General features: G+C 46.6%; 16 protein-coding genes. 3 read left to right on the plus strand and 13 right to left on the minus strand.

Annotated elements, in window-relative coordinates:
- Positions 1–378 precede the first annotated feature (378 nt).
- The 5 genes from OCV96_RS03880 to OCV96_RS03900 form a co-directional block, all read right to left on the minus strand.
- Complete coding sequence (locus tag OCV96_RS03880; protein ID WP_117465955.1) at positions 379–2,490, minus strand: glutamine synthetase III family protein; 2,112 nt, start codon at positions 2,488–2,490, stop codon at positions 379–381.
- A gap of 76 nt (positions 2,491–2,566) precedes the next feature.
- Positions 2,567–4,057, minus strand: coding sequence for a hypothetical protein (locus OCV96_RS03885; protein ID WP_262593581.1), 1,491 nt, complete (start codon positions 4,055–4,057; stop codon positions 2,567–2,569).
- 26 nt (positions 4,058–4,083) lie between these two features.
- Positions 4,084–5,325 (minus strand): peptidase U32 family protein, encoded by a 1,242-nt coding sequence (locus OCV96_RS03890; RefSeq protein ID WP_118668616.1) that lies wholly within the window; start codon positions 5,323–5,325, stop codon positions 4,084–4,086.
- 1 nt (position 5,326) lies between these two features.
- Complete coding sequence (locus OCV96_RS03895; protein WP_262593584.1) at positions 5,327–7,165, minus strand: DUF6020 family protein; 1,839 nt, start codon at positions 7,163–7,165, stop codon at positions 5,327–5,329.
- Positions 7,149–7,853, minus strand: coding sequence for a hypothetical protein (locus tag OCV96_RS03900; RefSeq protein WP_262593587.1), 705 nt, complete (start codon positions 7,851–7,853; stop codon positions 7,149–7,151). Before OCV96_RS03900 ends, OCV96_RS03895 begins: the two co-directional genes overlap by 17 nt.
- Before the next feature lie 20 nt (positions 7,854–7,873).
- Here OCV96_RS03900 and OCV96_RS03905 point away from each other — a divergent pair, with 20 nt between their 5' ends.
- A complete protein-coding gene (locus OCV96_RS03905; RefSeq protein WP_262593588.1) occupies positions 7,874–9,451 on the plus strand; it encodes an ArnT family glycosyltransferase in 1,578 nt (525 codons plus the stop codon).
- Positions 9,452–9,468: 17 nt separating this feature from the next.
- A complete protein-coding gene (locus tag OCV96_RS03910) occupies positions 9,469–11,046 on the plus strand; it encodes an ArnT family glycosyltransferase (protein WP_262593591.1) in 1,578 nt (525 codons plus the stop codon).
- Here the strand turns inward: OCV96_RS03910 and OCV96_RS03915 are convergent.
- From OCV96_RS03915 to OCV96_RS03950, 8 genes are all read right to left on the minus strand, one after another.
- Positions 11,030–11,698, minus strand: coding sequence for an O-methyltransferase (locus OCV96_RS03915; protein ID WP_117465962.1), 669 nt, complete (start codon positions 11,696–11,698; stop codon positions 11,030–11,032). The two genes, OCV96_RS03910 and OCV96_RS03915, sit on opposite strands and share 17 nt — an antisense overlap.
- A gap of 20 nt (positions 11,699–11,718) precedes the next feature.
- Positions 11,719–12,171 (minus strand): endolytic transglycosylase MltG, encoded by a 453-nt coding sequence (locus OCV96_RS03920; RefSeq protein WP_117465963.1) that lies wholly within the window; start codon positions 12,169–12,171, stop codon positions 11,719–11,721.
- A gap of 82 nt (positions 12,172–12,253) precedes the next feature.
- Positions 12,254–12,589, minus strand: a complete 336-nt coding sequence (locus OCV96_RS03925; protein WP_118503139.1) for a YlbF/YmcA family competence regulator — start codon at positions 12,587–12,589, stop codon at positions 12,254–12,256.
- A 31-nt stretch (positions 12,590–12,620) separates the two neighbouring features.
- Positions 12,621–14,297 (minus strand): ribonuclease J, encoded by a 1,677-nt coding sequence (locus OCV96_RS03930; RefSeq protein WP_022312134.1) that lies wholly within the window; start codon positions 14,295–14,297, stop codon positions 12,621–12,623.
- Positions 14,298–14,719: 422 nt separating this feature from the next.
- Positions 14,720–14,974 carry a DUF1292 domain-containing protein gene (locus OCV96_RS03935; protein WP_118538206.1) on the minus strand — a complete coding sequence of 85 codons (255 nt, stop codon included), beginning with the start codon at positions 14,972–14,974 and terminating at the stop codon, positions 14,720–14,722.
- Between the two features lie 5 nt (positions 14,975–14,979).
- Positions 14,980–15,423, minus strand: a complete 444-nt coding sequence (gene ruvX / locus OCV96_RS03940; protein ID WP_118538161.1) for a Holliday junction resolvase RuvX — start codon at positions 15,421–15,423, stop codon at positions 14,980–14,982.
- Between the two features lie 23 nt (positions 15,424–15,446).
- Positions 15,447–15,710: an IreB family regulatory phosphoprotein gene (locus tag OCV96_RS03945; RefSeq protein ID WP_022152845.1), complete on the minus strand. Its 264-nt coding sequence runs from the start codon at positions 15,708–15,710 to the stop codon at positions 15,447–15,449.
- A gap of 58 nt (positions 15,711–15,768) precedes the next feature.
- Complete coding sequence (locus OCV96_RS03950) at positions 15,769–17,229, minus strand: MiaB/RimO family radical SAM methylthiotransferase (RefSeq protein ID WP_262593594.1); 1,461 nt, start codon at positions 17,227–17,229, stop codon at positions 15,769–15,771.
- A 102-nt stretch (positions 17,230–17,331) separates the two neighbouring features.
- Between OCV96_RS03950 and OCV96_RS03955 the strand changes: the two genes are divergently transcribed.
- Positions 17,332–17,562 (plus strand): HPr family phosphocarrier protein, encoded by a 231-nt coding sequence (locus tag OCV96_RS03955; RefSeq protein ID WP_022152847.1) that lies wholly within the window; start codon positions 17,332–17,334, stop codon positions 17,560–17,562.
- The last annotated feature ends 110 nt before the right edge of the window (positions 17,563–17,672 follow it).

The raw sequence follows: 17,672 nt of genomic DNA on the forward strand, positions 1-17,672 counted from the left end.
TTACTTGCACAGTTGCTATTCAGAACTTACATGCGCAAAATCGCATCTTCGATGCTTTCCTTTTGCTTATGTAAGTTACTTCGCCGAATAACTATCGTTACATCTTCTTGCGCATGCAAGCATTCGCCGAAGATGTACGATAGTTACGGCTCTGAATAGCAACAAAAAAAGGCGCTACACTTCCTAGTGTAAACGCCTTCGTTTCGCATTGAAAAATATTAACTTGTGAGGATCGCTCCTCTATGGCTCATTACTATACAACAGATTTTTTTTGAATGCAATACCTTTTTTGAAAAAATTGTAACTATTCAGAACTCCATTCGCAAAATCGCCTCTACGAGGCTTTACTTTTGCATCCGAAGCGATCTCTGAAGTGCTCTATACCTCAAACAACAGATCCGCATAGGTCGGGAACGGCCAGTACTTCTTGTCTACCAGCTTTTCCAGTTCATCCGCAGGTTTTCTCAGTGCGTTCATTGCCACCATGACTTCATCATGATAACAGAATGCCTGCTCCTTGCCTCTCTCCATGGCGGATGCCTTTTTCTCCACCTCGAGAAGTGCCTCGGATGCCTTTTCCATCTCTGTCAGCTTCTGTGTGATCTGCTGCAACATACGGGTAGGCACATAGGTGTCTCCGCCAGCTTCCGTAATAGCAATAACAGCATCTGCCAGCGACTTGCTGTATTTCATGACTGCAGGAATGATCTGCTTGTTTGCCATATCCACCATAGTCAGTGCCTCGATATTGATGGTCTTTGCATAGGTCTCGTACAGTACCTCCGCGCGGGAACGCAGCTCTGCCTCGGTGAAAATACCGAACTTTTCAAACAGATGGATAGCCTTGGGAGTAGTCAGAGTATCTACTGCTGCTACCATGGAAGGAATATTGGGCAATCCTCTTCTGGCTGCTTCCTCTTCCCATTCCCTGGCATAACCGTTGCCATTGAAAATAATACGCTGGTGCTCCGTCATATATTCCTTGATCAGATCATGGACTGCCATATCGAAATCTTTCGCGCCTTCCAGACGGTCTGCAGCTTCGCAGAACGCCTCTGCCACAATGGCATTCAGGGTGGTGTTGGGGCTTCCGATGGAATCCTCGCTTCCCACCATACGGAATTCGAATTTATTTCCTGTAAAGGCAAACGGTGAAGTACGGTTTCTGTCGGTAGCATCCTTTACAAAATCCGGCAATGTGGATACACCGGTGCGAAGTACACCGCCTTCTTTCAGATTGTCTGCTTTACCGGTCTCCACCAGCTGTGCCACCACATCCTCCAGCTGTTCGCCCAGGAAGATCGAAATAATGGCAGGGGGTGCCTCGTAACCGCCCAGTCTATGATCGTTACCTACATTGGACGCACTCTGACGCAGCAGATCCGCATGGGTATCTACAGCTTTCATGATACATGCCAGTACCAGCAGGAACTGAATATTTTCATTGGGGGTCTGGCCGGGCTCCAGAAGGTTTACACCATTGTCCGTAGTGATGGACCAGTTGTTATGCTTACCGGAACCGTTTACTCCGGCAAAAGGCTTCTCATGCAGCATGCAGCGCAGACCGTGCTTGCCTGCCACACGCTTCAGAGTCTCCATTACCAGCTGGTTGTGATCCACTGCCACATTGGCAGACTCGTAGATGGGCGCCACTTCATGCTGTGCGGGAGCCGCCTCATTATGCTGGGTCTTGGATGTTACACCCAGCTTCCACAGCTCGATATTGACATCATGCATGAAACCACCGATACGCTCACGGATAACACCGAAATAGTGGTCATCCATCTCCTGTCCCTTGGGGGCGGGAGCACCGAACAGGGTTCGTCCGGCGAAAATAATATCTTCACGCTGCAAAGCCTTGGCAGAATCTACCAGGAAATATTCCTGCTCCGCGCCAACGGAAGGCAGTACTTTGGTAGCTTCTGTATTGCCGAACAGGCGGACGATACGGATCGCCTGCTTGCTCAGAGCCTCCATGGAACGAAGTAACGGTGTCTTCTTATCCAGTGCTTCGCCTTTATAAGAACAGAATGCTGTAGGGATACAAAGGGTCGGACCGGTAGCGGTCTCTTTGATAAATGCGGGGGAGGTGATGTCCCATGTAGTGTAACCTCTTGCCTCAAAGGTAGCACGTAAGCCTCCGGAAGGGAAAGAAGATGCATCGGGCTCTCCCTTGATCAGTTCTTTGCCGGAAAATTCCATGATCATCCGGCCATCCTCATCAGGATGTGTCACAAAAGCATCATGTTTCTCTGCGGTAATGCCGGTCAACGGCTGGAACCAGTGGGTATAATGAGTGGCACCGTTCTCGATGGCCCAATCCTTCATGGCACTTGCCACTACATCCGCAGTTGCCAGGGAAAGTTCTCCTCCCTGATCCATGACCTTCTTCACTTCTTTGTAAGTACTCTTGGGGAGCCTCTCTTTCATCTTGCCCAGGGTAAACACCTTGCTGGCAAAAAGCTCCTCTACATTCAATTCTTCGCGCATGTCCCTACTTCCCTTCGGTATACAATAGAATAATATCGAATACAGTGTACAACATGTGCGTTATAATGGTCAATTATTATTTTCGAGGTTTTAGTGATAAGTTTTTCCAAAAATACTCTATACTCAGAACACTTCCCAGCAGGATTCCGGGCATCTGATTGTACATCTGTCTTCCACTGGCTTCCCAGAACATTAAAAAAACAACGATACCGACAAATCCCAACTGACAGATCATCAACATTACAGGTGGTTCCTGATCTCTGATAATATTGCGAAGGCTGAGGATCATTCCGATCAGTAACAGCACATACATGGACACCAGATAGCAGAAACAATACTGACAGGTGCGCCAGTAATATTTTCCCCAGGGCGAAAACATTTCCCAGAGCAGGGTTCCATCGCTGTACTCCACGTTCAAAAATGCACTGGCCCCCAGATTTCCGTTGGCAAAATTATAGCTTGCCTTTTTGCGCAAATGTACGGGATTCCAGAATTCCGATCTGTTTTCGCGAATATATTCCATACTGTATTGCTGTTTTTCCTGTCTGGTGGAAAACTCATACATATGATCCACAAACTCTGTGTTGTTGGTCCAGGAACCGTCTTCCTTCATTCCCAGTGCCACCCAGCTGATCACAGGATTGGCTGTTTCAGATGCTTCCTTTGTGATCTCGTAGGAATTGGCCCAGAGCTGCAGAGCCACTCCCAGAATCACGACAAAACCTCCAAACAGCAATGTCACTCGACGGTCCACCAACACTCTCTGCCACAAGAGGATCACAGCGCATGCGATCAGCGGTATAATCACTGTGATCTTCCATGTGCCTGCCAGTACTGCCATACCGGCCGCAAGCAGCGCCCACAGGATCTGCCGGCGCTTCCCCCTGGATGCTGCCGCCAATTTCAGGAAAGCCAGTCCCAGGATTCCCATACCGAAGCTCATGGAATCCGTATAAAACACGGCAGTCATCTCCCACATCGGAAGCAGAAATACAAAGGCAAGCAGGATTGGAAATCTCCAGCAAGTATCCCCATTCCGTTCCGCAAGATAACCACAGGCACATGCCACCAGCATCACCAGAATTACATTCCGCAGCAAAACAAAATAAAACGGGGACACATCCATCAGCAATGCCATCCGAAACAGAACGGAAAGCAAAAGCATCGGCTTCAGATTATTCGAATAGGTCAAAAAATAATTGGTGTCTTCCAGTTCTCTCCCGTTCGCCAGATTCAGGGCATCCCGATAGACATAGGTGTAATCCAGCAGAGTATTCTCATTCCCCTGCCGGCTCAATGAAACCACATAAAGCAGCACCCCAAACAATACCAGCGCTACGGCATACAGCGAATTTCTCCGGCCTGTCACCGTATATATTTTATTCCATGCCGCACCGGCCGCCAGCAGCAACACTGTAGCAGCCGCCACCCCCAGAGCCATCTGCCATGGGATCAGATGATTCCCCGGATACCTGAGTACTGTCCACAACAGCAACAGCATAAAAGCGATGAGAATACTATAGGCACCTATGGACACTCCTTTATGAATTCTGCCTTCCCTTTTCATAAGGCGTTACCTCCGGTCACTCTTTCTCAATCAGCATTTTTCTGACGCAGCAAATCAAATGCCTGCGGCGGCATGGATAACTTTATCCACAGCACCTGCTTGGGATGGGGTGCACTGTCCACACTTTCTCCCTCCTCGGTGTACATAGCTTCCACCGTGACCGGTACATTGGTGCCGTCAGGCTTCATGATTTCTATGGAATCGCCCACGCAGAATTTGTTCCGCTGCTCGATCCGGCACAGAGAATCCTTTACTGCCTCCACAATTCCCAGATAAATATATTCGTTCACGTAAGTGTTATTATCATAGATCTGCGTATTTTCATCCGGCTTGCCGAAATAGAACCCCGTCGTAAACTGACGATAGGTGCACTTGGAGATCTCTGCCTTATACCAGTCCATATTTTTCTCGTACAGCTCCGGATCGGCAAAATAATCATCAATGGCCTTCCGGTAGGTTCTGGCTACCGTTGCCACATACAATGCGGTCTTCATACGCCCCTCGATCTTGAGACTGTCGATTCCTGCCTCCACCAGCTCCGGAATATGTTCGATCATGCACAGATCCTTGGAGTTGAAAATATATGTCCCCCGCTCATTCTCGTAGACCGGCAGATATTCTCCGGGACGAGTCTCCTCCACCACCGCATATTTCCAGCGGCAGGGATGTGTGCAGGCACCTCTGTTGGCATCTCTTCCGGTAAAGAAATTGCTCAGCAGACATCTGCCGGAATAAGAGATACACATTGCCCCGTGCACAAAACTCTCAATCTCCATTTCCGTAGGAATCTTCTCCCGGATTCCCTTGATCTCTACCAGTGACAGTTCTCTGGCAGACACCACTCTTTTGGCTCCCAGCTTCCACCAGAACAGATATGTCTCATAATTGGTATTGTTGGCCTGCGTGGAAATATGCACCTCCACCTGGGGCCAGACTTCTTTGGCGATCATGAACATTCCCGGATCGGAAATGATCAGCGCATCCGGCTGCTCCGGCTTCATATCCCGCAGCTCGGCAAAATATTTTCTGGCTCCCTCGAGATCATAATTGTGCGCCAGAATATTGGCCGTCACATAAACCTTCACTCCATGTGCATGGGCGAATGCAACTCCTTCCGCCATTTCTTCACTGCTGAAATTTTTTGCCTTGGCCCGCAGTCCAAAAGCTTCTCCGCCGATATAAACAGCATCCGCGCCAAAAATAACAGCCGTTTTTAATACTTCCAGGCTGCTGGCCGGGATTAAAAGTTCCGGTTTTTTATATGTCATTTTATTTCTCCTCTTTTTCTGCAACAGATTCTCTTTCCTGATAAGCACACCATGTCAGATTTAGCGGAAGCATTATCATCACCGGCAGCATATAGCGCAGTTCTCCGTTGACCGGGGAAAGAATGCATACCGCAAACACCAGCAGTGTGGGTACTATCAGCAAAATCCGCTTTCCCTTTTTCGATCCCAGCAGATACACCACATATCCCAGCAGCAGGTATCCGTGAAATCCCGCATTATACAACAGGGAGATCAGCGGGAATTGTGTTACAAAATGTATCATGCCGATCAGAAATTCTCTCATGCCTTTCAGCTGTGGAGGAAATCCTATTTCCATATAGAACTCTTCCATCGAAAGCTGCTCTCTGCCAACCGTAGTCTCTATGATCGGCGTTCCCAGTCTGTCCTTCCGGTCCATATAAAAATATCCGTAAGTCTGGTTAAAAAATGCCTGGAAATAAGTATCCGGATGCTTGCAGAACTGTGCAAACCAGACTTTAAAATAATTCTTCAGTTGTTCCTTCGTGGGATGGGATATCATCTGGTCTTTGGCCGCATCGGATATCTCCGGTGAATAATGTGCCGTTCCCATCTGATCATAGTCATCAAACAATTCCGACAGAATCGCCCGTTCTTCCTCCGTGACCTCTGCTCCGTGATCCCTCTGGTATCTTGCCGTCTGTTGAATAGGGGCCGATAGTCCTTCCGCCAGTCTCCCCTCTTCAATATCATGTGCCGGCATATATATCTGCTCTATATAGAACAGGATCATAAAACCGGTTACTGCTGTAAACAAGTATAATTTCCACTGCTTTTTATGATAGAAAAACAGACAGATCAGCGCACCCACCAAAAGGTATCTGCCTTCTTTTCTGCAGAGTGTCATACCGCAAGAAGCACAGAGAAATACGATCTGTTTCCACCATTTTTTCTTTTCCGTTCCATCTACCAGGATATCCGCAAATGACACTCCAAAATACAACAGGCTGATATAGTACTGTGCATCCTTCACCATAGTAAATCCCCACATGGGAAATAGCGGAAACACAGTAAGAAACAGAAGTCCGAACCAACGGATCCAGACCGGAGCTTTCATTTTTTTCATAACGCAGACTAGATATGAGATTCCAACTGCCTGCAATATGGACTGTATCAAAGTATAGGTAAAAATTCCAAGATTGTCGGATCCCAGTACGACTCTTCCGAAAGCCAGACATCTTCCCATGATTGCCGTGGATACCACCGGGTGTTTATTGCTGTTTTCAATAATTCCCATGTACTTCCACACCTGTTCAAATGCATCCGCCTGAATCGGTCCCGGGAAAAAACTTATCATATAGGGCAGCGCACACAGCATTGCTATGGCAAAAGTACTCCAGAAGGGATGGGCTTGGAAAATAAAATTCTCTATTTTCCCCTTTATTTCTCTCCTGCGCACTCCTTCCCAATGTTCCGACACATAGGCTCCCAACGCAATGAGACTCTCATACAGGTTGTAATAACCGGCCATCACCACCAGCGCCAACAGGAACTGAGCAAAGTTTCCAAACACATAGTTCCAGCTGCCCTGCTCATGATAGCTCGTCCCCATTACCGTAGTAACCGCAAAAAAGGCGCACAAAACATGCAGCCATCTGTTTTTTCTCAGAGCTTCATCCTTCGTGATCCAGCATACTGCTCCCACACCCATGGTCAGAAAAACCATTTCCACATGCAGACCGTCCAATCCGTCACTCAATGTTGTCAGACAGCCCGGTGTCAACGCAAATATCATGAATAAGATCCGGAAAAACCATCCAACGTTTTTCCATTTACTGTTTTCCTTAAGCAACTGTTTCATCTGCTGTACCCTTCTTATTTCTCCAATATTTGAACGCTTTATTCATAGTTTCCAAAAGAATGAGATAAATCAAAGCATTTCCCAGCCAGTAACCACCTATTATGATCACTTTATCCGGATGTATCTTATAATAATATCTGGTCGTAGCCTGTGCATCTTCCGCAGCAAACAACCCGACGTTCCTTTCAAGACGTATATTCTCCGGGGCCACACCGTTTCCATGTTCCGCATACATAAACCGGATATTGCATTCTGCGGCTTCCGGTATTGTAAGCGTCCAATGATATGTCTGTTTTCCGGAAAGTGACACCCCCAGGGGAAGTGCGTAGAAATGATCCGCACTCATACTTCCGAGAGGAAAATCCTGTGACATCAGCTCTGTATTCTTTTCATCATATAGTACAAAATGCAATACCTGATCTGTCACCGCTTCCTGCTCAAATCCCAGCGCAAATTCTATCTGATCCAATCTGGAATACAGCGGCTTAAAATACTGTGTGATCTCCGTCCGTTCCGTGATGGGCTCACTATACACACTGTATTCACTGTAAGAGCTGCTCATATAGTTATTATACACCAGGTATCCCGGCCAGATGGCTAATTCCAGTGCAATGAGCAGCACCGTCAGCAGACCTTTTCCTATGACCTCTGCCTTGTTGATTTTCTTTTTCTTTTGACCCGACATCATAATATATAAGGATACACGAGATGAAGAATTTATGCAAACAAAACTGGTATCAGATCACATTACTTTTTCTGTTTTGTGTCACAGTATTTTTAAGATTCTATAAACTGACCGTTTTACCGGATGTTTTACATATAGACGAAGCCGCTCTTGGATATAACTCCTGGTGTCTGGCCAATTACGGTACCGATCGTTATCTCAATGTGCTGCCTTTCTATCCGCAGAATTTTTACGGTGGCCAAAGCCCTCTCTATACTTACCTTGTCGTATTGCTGATCAAGTTTTTCGGGAAGGGGAATCTGTCCGTTTTTCTGGTAAGATTTCCTGCTGCCTTTGCCAGTATTCTTCTGTGGATCACCGGCACCAGGAGCATGTCCCTTATCTTTGATAATAAAAAAATCACCCTCGCTGCTGCTCTTTTTCTGTGTTTCTGCCCGTATTTTGTGATGTCCGGACGTTATGCCCTGGACTGCAATCTGATGTTGTGCTGCATTTCCTGTTCTGTTCTTGTACTGCTTTTGTATCTGAAAACAGGAAAACTGCATACTTTACTTCTGTCCGGAGTCTGCTTCGGTATCAGCTTGTACTCTTATGCATTGAGTTATCTGATCATACCTGTTTTTCTGGTTCTGATCTCTCTTTACATGCTTTACCATAAAAAAATCACGTTTTCCAGAATACTGTTGTGGGCGGTCAGTGTCTGCATTACGGCATTGCCCGTGATCCTTTTTGCCTACACACTTCTCTTCCATGCAGAGCCTATTCATTTTCTCGGCTTTACAATTTCTCCTATTTCCGGCAACCGCATGGATGAAATTTCTTTTTCCTCATTGGGTGCAAATCTGTGGAACAACCTTAAGATCACTCTGACATACAGTATTTATCCTATGGATTCCGTGGATAAATTCTATACCTTATACCCGGTTTCCATCCCTTTTATCCTGTTGGGAATGTTATGTTCCGTTTATGACTTCGGAAATTCCTTCCGGACACGCTGTTTTCATTCCGGCACAGTATATCTGTTCTATTTCATCAGCTGCTCCTTTGTGGTTGCTCTGACACCTACAGATCATCTATATCGTGCCAACAGCATCTATATCTGTTATCTGTTCTTTTTTCTCCGTGGTATCCGGGCATGTTGCGATTTTCTTACCGTTTACCGGAAAGCATTTCTGAGCATTCTGGCTTATGGCTATGTGCTGTGGATTGCTTCGTTTATGCGTTACTATTACACTATATATTCCGTGCTGGATCTGCATACCTATGCAAATTCCTTCTATTTTGCCGATATTTCCGACATTGTCACCTATATTGACGAAAATCTCGGGGATAAAGAAATCTATGCGGACTGCGTTGATGTAGAGGAGTTTTTGTATTTTTATTATCCTATTTCTCCTTATGAGCGCGTTCCCCTGTCCGCCCGGGAAGAAGACGATGAAATCCCCAAGCATTATATACTGAATGCTTCCACTCCGCTCTCTCCTTCCGCAGCCTACATTGTCCGCAAAGAAAATCAGGAATTTATTTCTTATCTGAACGATTCCGGACTTTCCTGCCATACGGTAGAATTTTCACCGTATTACTTATTTTATTTTGATTGATTGCGAGGTATCCACAAATGAAGGATCTGAAATCTCTGGTGAAAAAATACTGGTATTCCGCAGCCATCCTGCTGTTGTTTCTCATTGCGGTCTTCCTGCGCGTTTATCGTCTGGAAAGCCTGCCTGACGTTCTTCATATCGATGAAGCAGGACTGGGTTATAATGCCTGGTGTCTGGCTCATTACGGAACCGACCGGTATCTCAATGTACGCCCTTTTTACCCTCAGAATTTTTATGGTGGTCAGAGTCCTCTTTATACCTACTTACTGGCTCTGCTGATCCGGACAGTCGGACAGGGCAACCTGTCTCTTACGCTTCTCAAAATTCCCGCCGTCCTTGCAAGCCTGTTGCTGTTTTTTGTCGGGACCAAAAGTATCCGTCTGGTGTTCGATGATCAAAAATGGAGTATTGCTGCTGCTTTCCTGTTGGCAGTCTGCCCCTATTATATCATGTCCGCCCGTTTTGCCCTGGACTGTAATCTTATGTTGTGCTGCTCAGCTGTAGCATTGCTGTTTCTCATCCGTTTCACACAGACTAAGACCCTTCGGAACCTTATATTATCCGGAGTCTTTTTTGGTATCACGATGTATTCGTATGCACTGAGTTACTTCCTGATCCCTATTTTTCTGATCTGCATTTCCCTGTATCTGCTATACACGAAAGAAATATCCTTCCGCCGGGTTCTGCTCTGGGCTGCATGTGTATGTATTACAGCTCTGCCCGTAATATTATTTGTGTGCTCCCTGTTATTCCACTGGGAAACCATTCATTTTCTGGGGCTTACCATATCTCCCATCGCCTCCGAGCGCATGTCCGATGTGGGAGTCACTTCTTTCTGGGAAAATATAAAAGATATCATAAAGATTACCTTGACATGTGGTTCCTACCGTTTAGATGCCGTACCTAAATTTTACACGCTTTATCCCTTATCCATTCCTTTTATTGTTCTGGGATTTATCGGTGCAGTTTACAGTTTTCTTGTCTCTCTGTACAAGCGGACTTTTCAGGCCGACAGTATCTATCTGCTGTTCTTTCTCAGCGGTCTCATCACCATTGGTCTGTCCGGATCCGGCTATGTCTACCGGGCTAACAGTTTCTTTATCTGTTATCTCTTCTTCCTGATAAAAGGACTTTTCCTTTGCTGCCGTTTCCTGTCCTCTTATCACACAGGCTTTATGCTCCTTTTGTCCGCCGGTTATCTCTTATGGTGCATCTCTTTCTGCAGCTTTTATTTCCGGGTCTATACCATGACCGACGTCTGCCCGAATTATCTGTATTCCATCTCCTTCCGGGAGTGTGTGGATGATGTGAATCTCAACCTGGATTATGCGGATCTCTATGTGGATCTGGTCAACATGAAGGAGTTTTTCTTCTTTTATTATCCCGCATCTCCTTATGATACTCAGGATGAAGAAACCTTTACCGACGGTATACACACTTATCATTTTCTCACCGACTATTCCACGAAGATCAGTCCTTCTTCCGTCTATGTGGTATACAAAAAGAACAATGAATTCCTGCAGAATCTGTCAGAGTCCGGACTGGCTTACCAGACCTGGGAATACCCGTATTATTATGTTATCTATTTTGAGTAACTGTGCTTTCCTCTTTCTTCGTACTCAGTGTCACTCCATCACCTACCGGCAGGATCACCGTCTCCAGTTCCGGATGATGTTTCAATTCATACAGATATTCCCGCATCCTTGCATGAATGGTCCGGTTCCTTCTGGTTACGGCAAAACGGGATTCTATGATATCACCGTCCTGTAATACGTTGTCGGAAATCAACAGTCCGCCGGGGGCCAACAGGCGTAAGATATCCGGCAGGAAATGAATGTACTGTCCCTTCGCCGCATCCATAAAGATCACATCATAGGTGCCTTCCAGTTCCCGCAGGATCTCCGTAGCATCACCCTCCAGCAGAGTGATCCGGTCTTCCCTGCCTGCCTTACGGAAGTTCTCTTTTGCGATAGGAATTCTTTTCTCATATTTTTCGATCGTCGTGATATGACAATCCCCCGGTGCATATTCACTCATCAGTAACGCAGAAAAGCCGATAGCAGTCCCAACTTCCAGGATGCTCTTCGGCTTTGTAAATTTCAGCAAAAATTTCAGCAGACTTTGCATGGATCTGCGTATGATGGGAACCTGTGTCTCCAGAGCGAATTTTTCAATCTCATTCAGCCACGCCGGATTCCCGCTGTCCAGGGAATCGATAAACGCGGACATTCTCTCGTCTATGATCATACTGTCCCTCATTTCACACTTTACTGTGCAACTGCAGTGGTATCCTGTGTCTCACCGGTAATCGCACTGCCGTTGTCTATAGTCTCCACTGTCTCTTCCGTTGCGCTTTCCGTCTGTCCGGCCATGACTTCCATCATTTCCTCTGCGGTCATGGCAGTACTCAGCTCATAAGTTCCGGGCTGCCAGTCCTTCTTATTCTCAGATAACAGATACTGTAATGCGAACAGTCTGCTGTCACGTGTCAGGCCCTTTTCCTGCATAATTGTGCCAATCTCCGTTGCGGACATGTCCGAGGTCAGGGTTACTGTGATCTTACGTCCCTCTCCGGCAGAGACCGCCGGTTCTGTGAAAATACGATAACCATAGTCGTAGCATGTAGACGCTCCGGTGTACACCAGATATACCACGATCACTGCAAATGCCACTTTTAAGATAGCGCCCAATACGGCACCTGCCAAATTTGCTGCCTTCATGTGTTCTGTCCTTTCTTATCCAAGTAATCCGCATTTCGATCCATACATTCGCAAAATCGTCTCTTCGAGACTTTCCTTTTGCTCACTCAAAATGCATCTGATCGGTAACGTAAAGTCCGATCCCCTGCATCATACGGCAAAATGCCAGCTCCGCCGCCAGAAAATCCGACACCAGTGGATTCTCCCGGAAAGCTTCGTTTTCTCTGGTAAACTGATCCAGCTTATCAAAGTTGGTGTCCTTGCTGGTCTGCAATTCAAAATTTCTGGTCCGGAATTCATCGATCTGTCTCTTAAGTTCCGGTTGCTCCTTCACGCGGGCCAGCTGCTTCTGATATTCCAGATAAGCGTCGGTATTACGAATCGCCTGTACCATCTGCTCTACAGCCTGATTTACATTTTCGTCCGATGTAATCTTCATCTGCTTACGACCTTTCCAGCAATCGCTGCTATTACACTTCCATAATGATCGGAAGGATCATGGGACGTCTCTTGGTCTTCTTCCATACATAATCGCCGAGGACATCCTTGGTGGTGGTCTTCAGTTTACCCCAGTCCGTAATTCCCTTATCCAGACATGCCTGCAGCGCATCATCCACGGTGCGTCTGGCTTCCTCGATAAGTTCATCGGATTCCTTCACATATACAAAACCTCTGGATACAATGTCGGGACCTGCTACCAGTTCTCCACTGGCCTTGTCCAGACTCATGACCACGATCATAATACCATCTTCTGCCAGATGCTGTCTATCTCTCAATACTACATTTCCGACATCACCGACACCCAGACCGTCCACCAGAATAGCTCCTACGGGTACTCTGCCATTGACCTTGGCCTGTTCCTCGCTGACTTCCAATACATCTCCGGAGGACAGGATGAAGATATTGTCCTTACTGATGCCCAGACTCTCTGCAATCTTGGCCTGTGCCTTCAGATGCTTGTATTCACCATGCACGGGTACTGCGTACTTCGGATGGATCAGGGTATAGATCAGCTTGATCTCTTCCTGGCAGGCATGTCCGGATACATGAGCATCCTGGAAAATAACATCTGCGCCTTTGCGGAGCAGCTCGTTGATGATCTTGGTGACGGACTTTTCATTGCCCGGGATGGGGTTGGAGGAGAAGATTACGGTATCCCCCGCACCGATCGTGATCTTACGGTGCATATTGTTGGCCATACGGGACAGGGCTGCCATACTTTCGCCCTGGCTTCCGGTGGTGATAATCACCTGCTGCTCATCGGGATAATTCTTCATCTGATCCAGATCCACCAGTGTATTCTCGGGGATATTGATGCACTCCAGCTTGATGGCGGTATCCAGGATATTCACCATACTGCGGCCTTCCACAGCTACTTTACGGCCGAATTTATAGGCCGTGTTGATGATCTGCTGTACACGATCCACATTGGATGCGAAAGTCGCCACAAAAATTCTGGTATTTTTATGTTCTTCAAATAAGGTATCAAATGTCTTACCTACGGTCTTCTCGGAAGGGGTAAAACCGGGACGCTCGGCATTGGTGGAATCGCACATCAGTGCCAGTACACCCTTTTTACCGATCTCGGCAAAACGCTGTAAATCAATGGCATCTCCATAGACCGGAGTATAGTCTACCTTGAAGTCTCCGGTGTGTACCACGATACCGGCAGGGGAATAAATTGCCAGTGCTGCGGCATCTACGATGCTGTGATTCGTCTTGATGAATTCCACACGGAAATCACCCAGATTGATGGACTGACCGAACTTCACCACTTTGCGTTTGGTCTTCTTCATGAGGTTATGCTCTGTCAGCTTGTTCTCAATGATCCCCATGGTCAGGCGGGTTGCGTAGATGGGCACATTGATATCACGCAGCACATAGGGCAGTGCTCCGATATGATCCTCATGTCCATGAGTGATGACAAATCCCTTTACCTTATCGATATTATCCTTCAGATATGTTACATCGGGAATGACCAGATCGATTCCCAGCATATCATCCGCAGGGAAAGACAGTCCGCAGTCCACCACAATAATACTGTCCTCGTACTGGAAGGCAGTAATGTTCATACCGATCTGCTCCAGGCCTCCCAAAGGAATGATCTTCAGACCTGAAACGTTACTATTCTCTTTTTTCTTTTTCAACGAAATTACCTCCAAATTCTATACGTCTATACAACTGTTCTTAGTGTATGTATCCCGGCGTTAGAACGGATTGTTATGCTCTGCAAACAAAGATCTGTGATTTCACGCCTGCTCCTTCCGGCTCTCTTCTCAAAGACTCCCGTGGAGATCAGACATCCCAGATCTTACGATTCCATCAAAATAACGGCATCTCTCATGCCCTTCGTGTATTCCCTGTCACTTTTAGCACAAAACCATTATATGCTGAAACCGGCAAAGCCTCCAATATCCCTCTCTGCCAATCATACAAATCATATATAAATATAAGACCGTCCTTCTCGCAGAACTGCCTGTATTTATCATATATCAAGGTCATAAGCCTGAAAACACAACGTGCTTGCACGGGAGTGATTTTATGGCTTAATGACCTGCCCCAATATGATCTAAATTAAATCAACGTCCTCTAACATATCCGCAAATACTCCGGATACCGCTTCCAGTTCTTCATCATCGGAGACTACATCATAAATGCTCTCTTCTTCACCATCCTGAGACATATCCTTCAGGATCAGGGCATCTCCGTCTCCCTCTTCCACATCGGTTACCAGGATGTAATTGTGTCCACCGATCCTGGTCTGTTCCAGTACATAAAATTCTACAGGTTCTTCGCCTTCGGGGCGAAATGTAATCTTTTCCAATTTACTCATTCTGTTTCCTTTTTCTTCTCATTGTTCCTGCGATCCAGATAGCCCTGCAGGATCAGAGTAGCTGCGATCATATCCACGTAATCCTTACGGTTCTCACGGCGGATTCCCGCTTCCATCATGGCTTTGTCCGCTGCCACAGTCGTCAGTCTCTCATCCCAGAAATATACCGGGAGACCGGTCCTGCGCTCCAGCTTCTCCTTGAACTCCTTGGTCAGTTCCACGCGGACACCCTCGGTATCGTTCATGTTCTTGGGAAGTCCCAGTACGATCTCTTCCACTTCATTCTCCACGATCAGTTCTTCGATCCGGGCCAGCGTCTGTCGTAATTTATTCTCTTCTTTGCGGCGAATGATCTCCACACCCTGCGCTGTCAACAGCAGACTGTCACTAATCGCCACGCCCACGGTACGTGAGCCGAAATCCAACCCCATAATACGCATGTGGGTCCTCCTGATAACTGTAATTATTTCCAGTGTTTTGTCCTGATATACTCCGTGAGCAGTTCTTCCACCAGTTCGTCACGCTCTACCTTCATGATGAGGCTGCGGGCATTTTTGTGACTGGTAATATAAGTAGGGTCCCCGCTCATGATGTAACCTACGATCTGGTTCACCGGGTTGTATCCCTTTTCCGTCAGTGCCTCATATACGGTAGAAAGCACCAGCTTCACACCGGTCTCAGGTTCTGTCTCTACCTTGAAGTATTGTGTATTTCCTAAGTCCTGCATACGATCCTCTTTTTCTGCCATAGGGCAAATCTTTCCGTTATGCCTTATATTACCGCATTTACTTTGAAAATTCAAGGGGTGATAGTAATAGGATTTCATCCGTCAAAAACCCCTGTACCCTGCCGCATATCACGGTATTTGCAACATTTTTTTTATTTTCCTTCACAGAGACAGCCAGTTTGACATAATCTCTCGTGTGTCCCAGCAGATATTCCATTCCGCCGATCTCCTTGGTCTCCTCCAGAAGCACCTCCGCCTCCCGTCCCACATAGTGGGTCCGGAACTGCTTCGACTGTTCCTTCTCCATAGCCAGAAGTTCCGCACTTCTGGTGGTCTTCACGGGATCCGGCACCTGATGAGACATCACGGCCGCTCTGGTGCCTGCCCGTTTGGAATACTTGAAAATATGCATCTCGAAGAATTGAATCCGGTCTAAAAATTCCTTTGTCTGCGCAAACTCTTCCTCAGTCTCCCCCGGGAAACCCACAATGACATCTGTGGTGATGGCTGGATGGTCAAATACCTTACGAAGCAGCGCAACACTCTCCGCATATTCTTCGGAAGTATATTTACGGTTCATACGGCGTAGCGTGGCATCACAGCCGCTCTGCAAGGACAGATGGAAATGGGGACACAGCTTCGGCAGTGCCGCCATTCTGGCTGCCGTCTCCTCCGTAATAATGCGGGGTTCCAGGGAACCGATACGGATCCGCTCAATACCTTCAATATCATGGATCCGTTCCAGCAGATCGATCAGCTTACTGCTGCCGGAATAATCTCTTCTCTCCTCATCTTCTTTTAATACGGAGACACTTTCTCCCCGCTTCCAGGCTTCCTCGTCGAAATCAATGCCGTAGGAACTGATATGGATACCTGTCAATACGATCTCCCGGTATCCGTTCTGTGCCATGCCGGTGATCTCCCGGATGATATCTTCCGCCCTGCGGCTGCGGACTCTGCCTCTGGCATAGGGGATAACGCAGTAAGAGCAGAACTGATTGCATCCGTCCTGAATTTTAATATAGGCTCGGGTGTGCTCCGCCGTCTGTTTCAGAGTCATTTCTTCGTATTCTGCAGTATGGTTAATGTCTATAACAGTAGTGTCATGCAGAGTCTTGTCCACACCATGTCCGGCATTTTCTGCATTCTCTGCCACCGCATCTTCCTGTTCCAGATCCTGCAAATATTCCTCCAGAATGGATGCCAGGTTCTTCTTGCGGTTGTTGCCGATCGCCAGATCGATGCAGGGATCCTGCTCAACATCTTCCCTTCCGGTCTGCACGTAGCATCCCACAGCCACCACCAGTGCCGCCGGATTTTTCTGCTTCGCACGATGAAGCATCTGTCTGCTTTTCCGGTCTGCAATATTGGTAACTGTGCAGGTATTTACAATATAAATATCTGCGGTTTCATCAAATGGTACAATAGTATAACCTTTTTCTTGTAACATTTGTTGCATTACTTCTATTTCATAGGAATTAACCTTACATCCGAGGTTGTGTAATGCTACACTTTTCATAGGATTCCTCACTTTTTTTGTATTGTTTTCGTCTTGACTTTTGAGCGTTCCCCCATTAATATAAAGTCAGAAGGTATGACACACATTAAGGAGGTAGTCAACATGAAGACAGTTCAGATTTCTTTAAATTCTATTGATAAGGTAAAATCTTTCGTAAACGATATTACTAAGTTCGATTATGATTTCGATCTTGTATCCGGCAGATACGTAATTGATGCAAAGTCCATCATGGGTATCTTCAGCCTGGATCTTTCCAAGCCTATCGACCTGAACATCCATGCAGAGGATGGCGCTGATGAGGTTCTGGAAGTATTAAAGCCTTATCTGGTATAAGTTACCGATTCGGAATTCCGAATACATAGTAAAACAGAGAACACCTTGAGAGACGCAATCCTCTTGAGGTGTTTTTTATATGCCATTTCAAAAAAGTAACTATTCAGTAC

The sequence above is a fragment of the Waltera acetigignens genome, assembly GCF_025567015.1.
Lineage (GTDB): Bacteria > Bacillota > Clostridia > Lachnospirales > Lachnospiraceae > Acetatifactor > Acetatifactor acetigignens.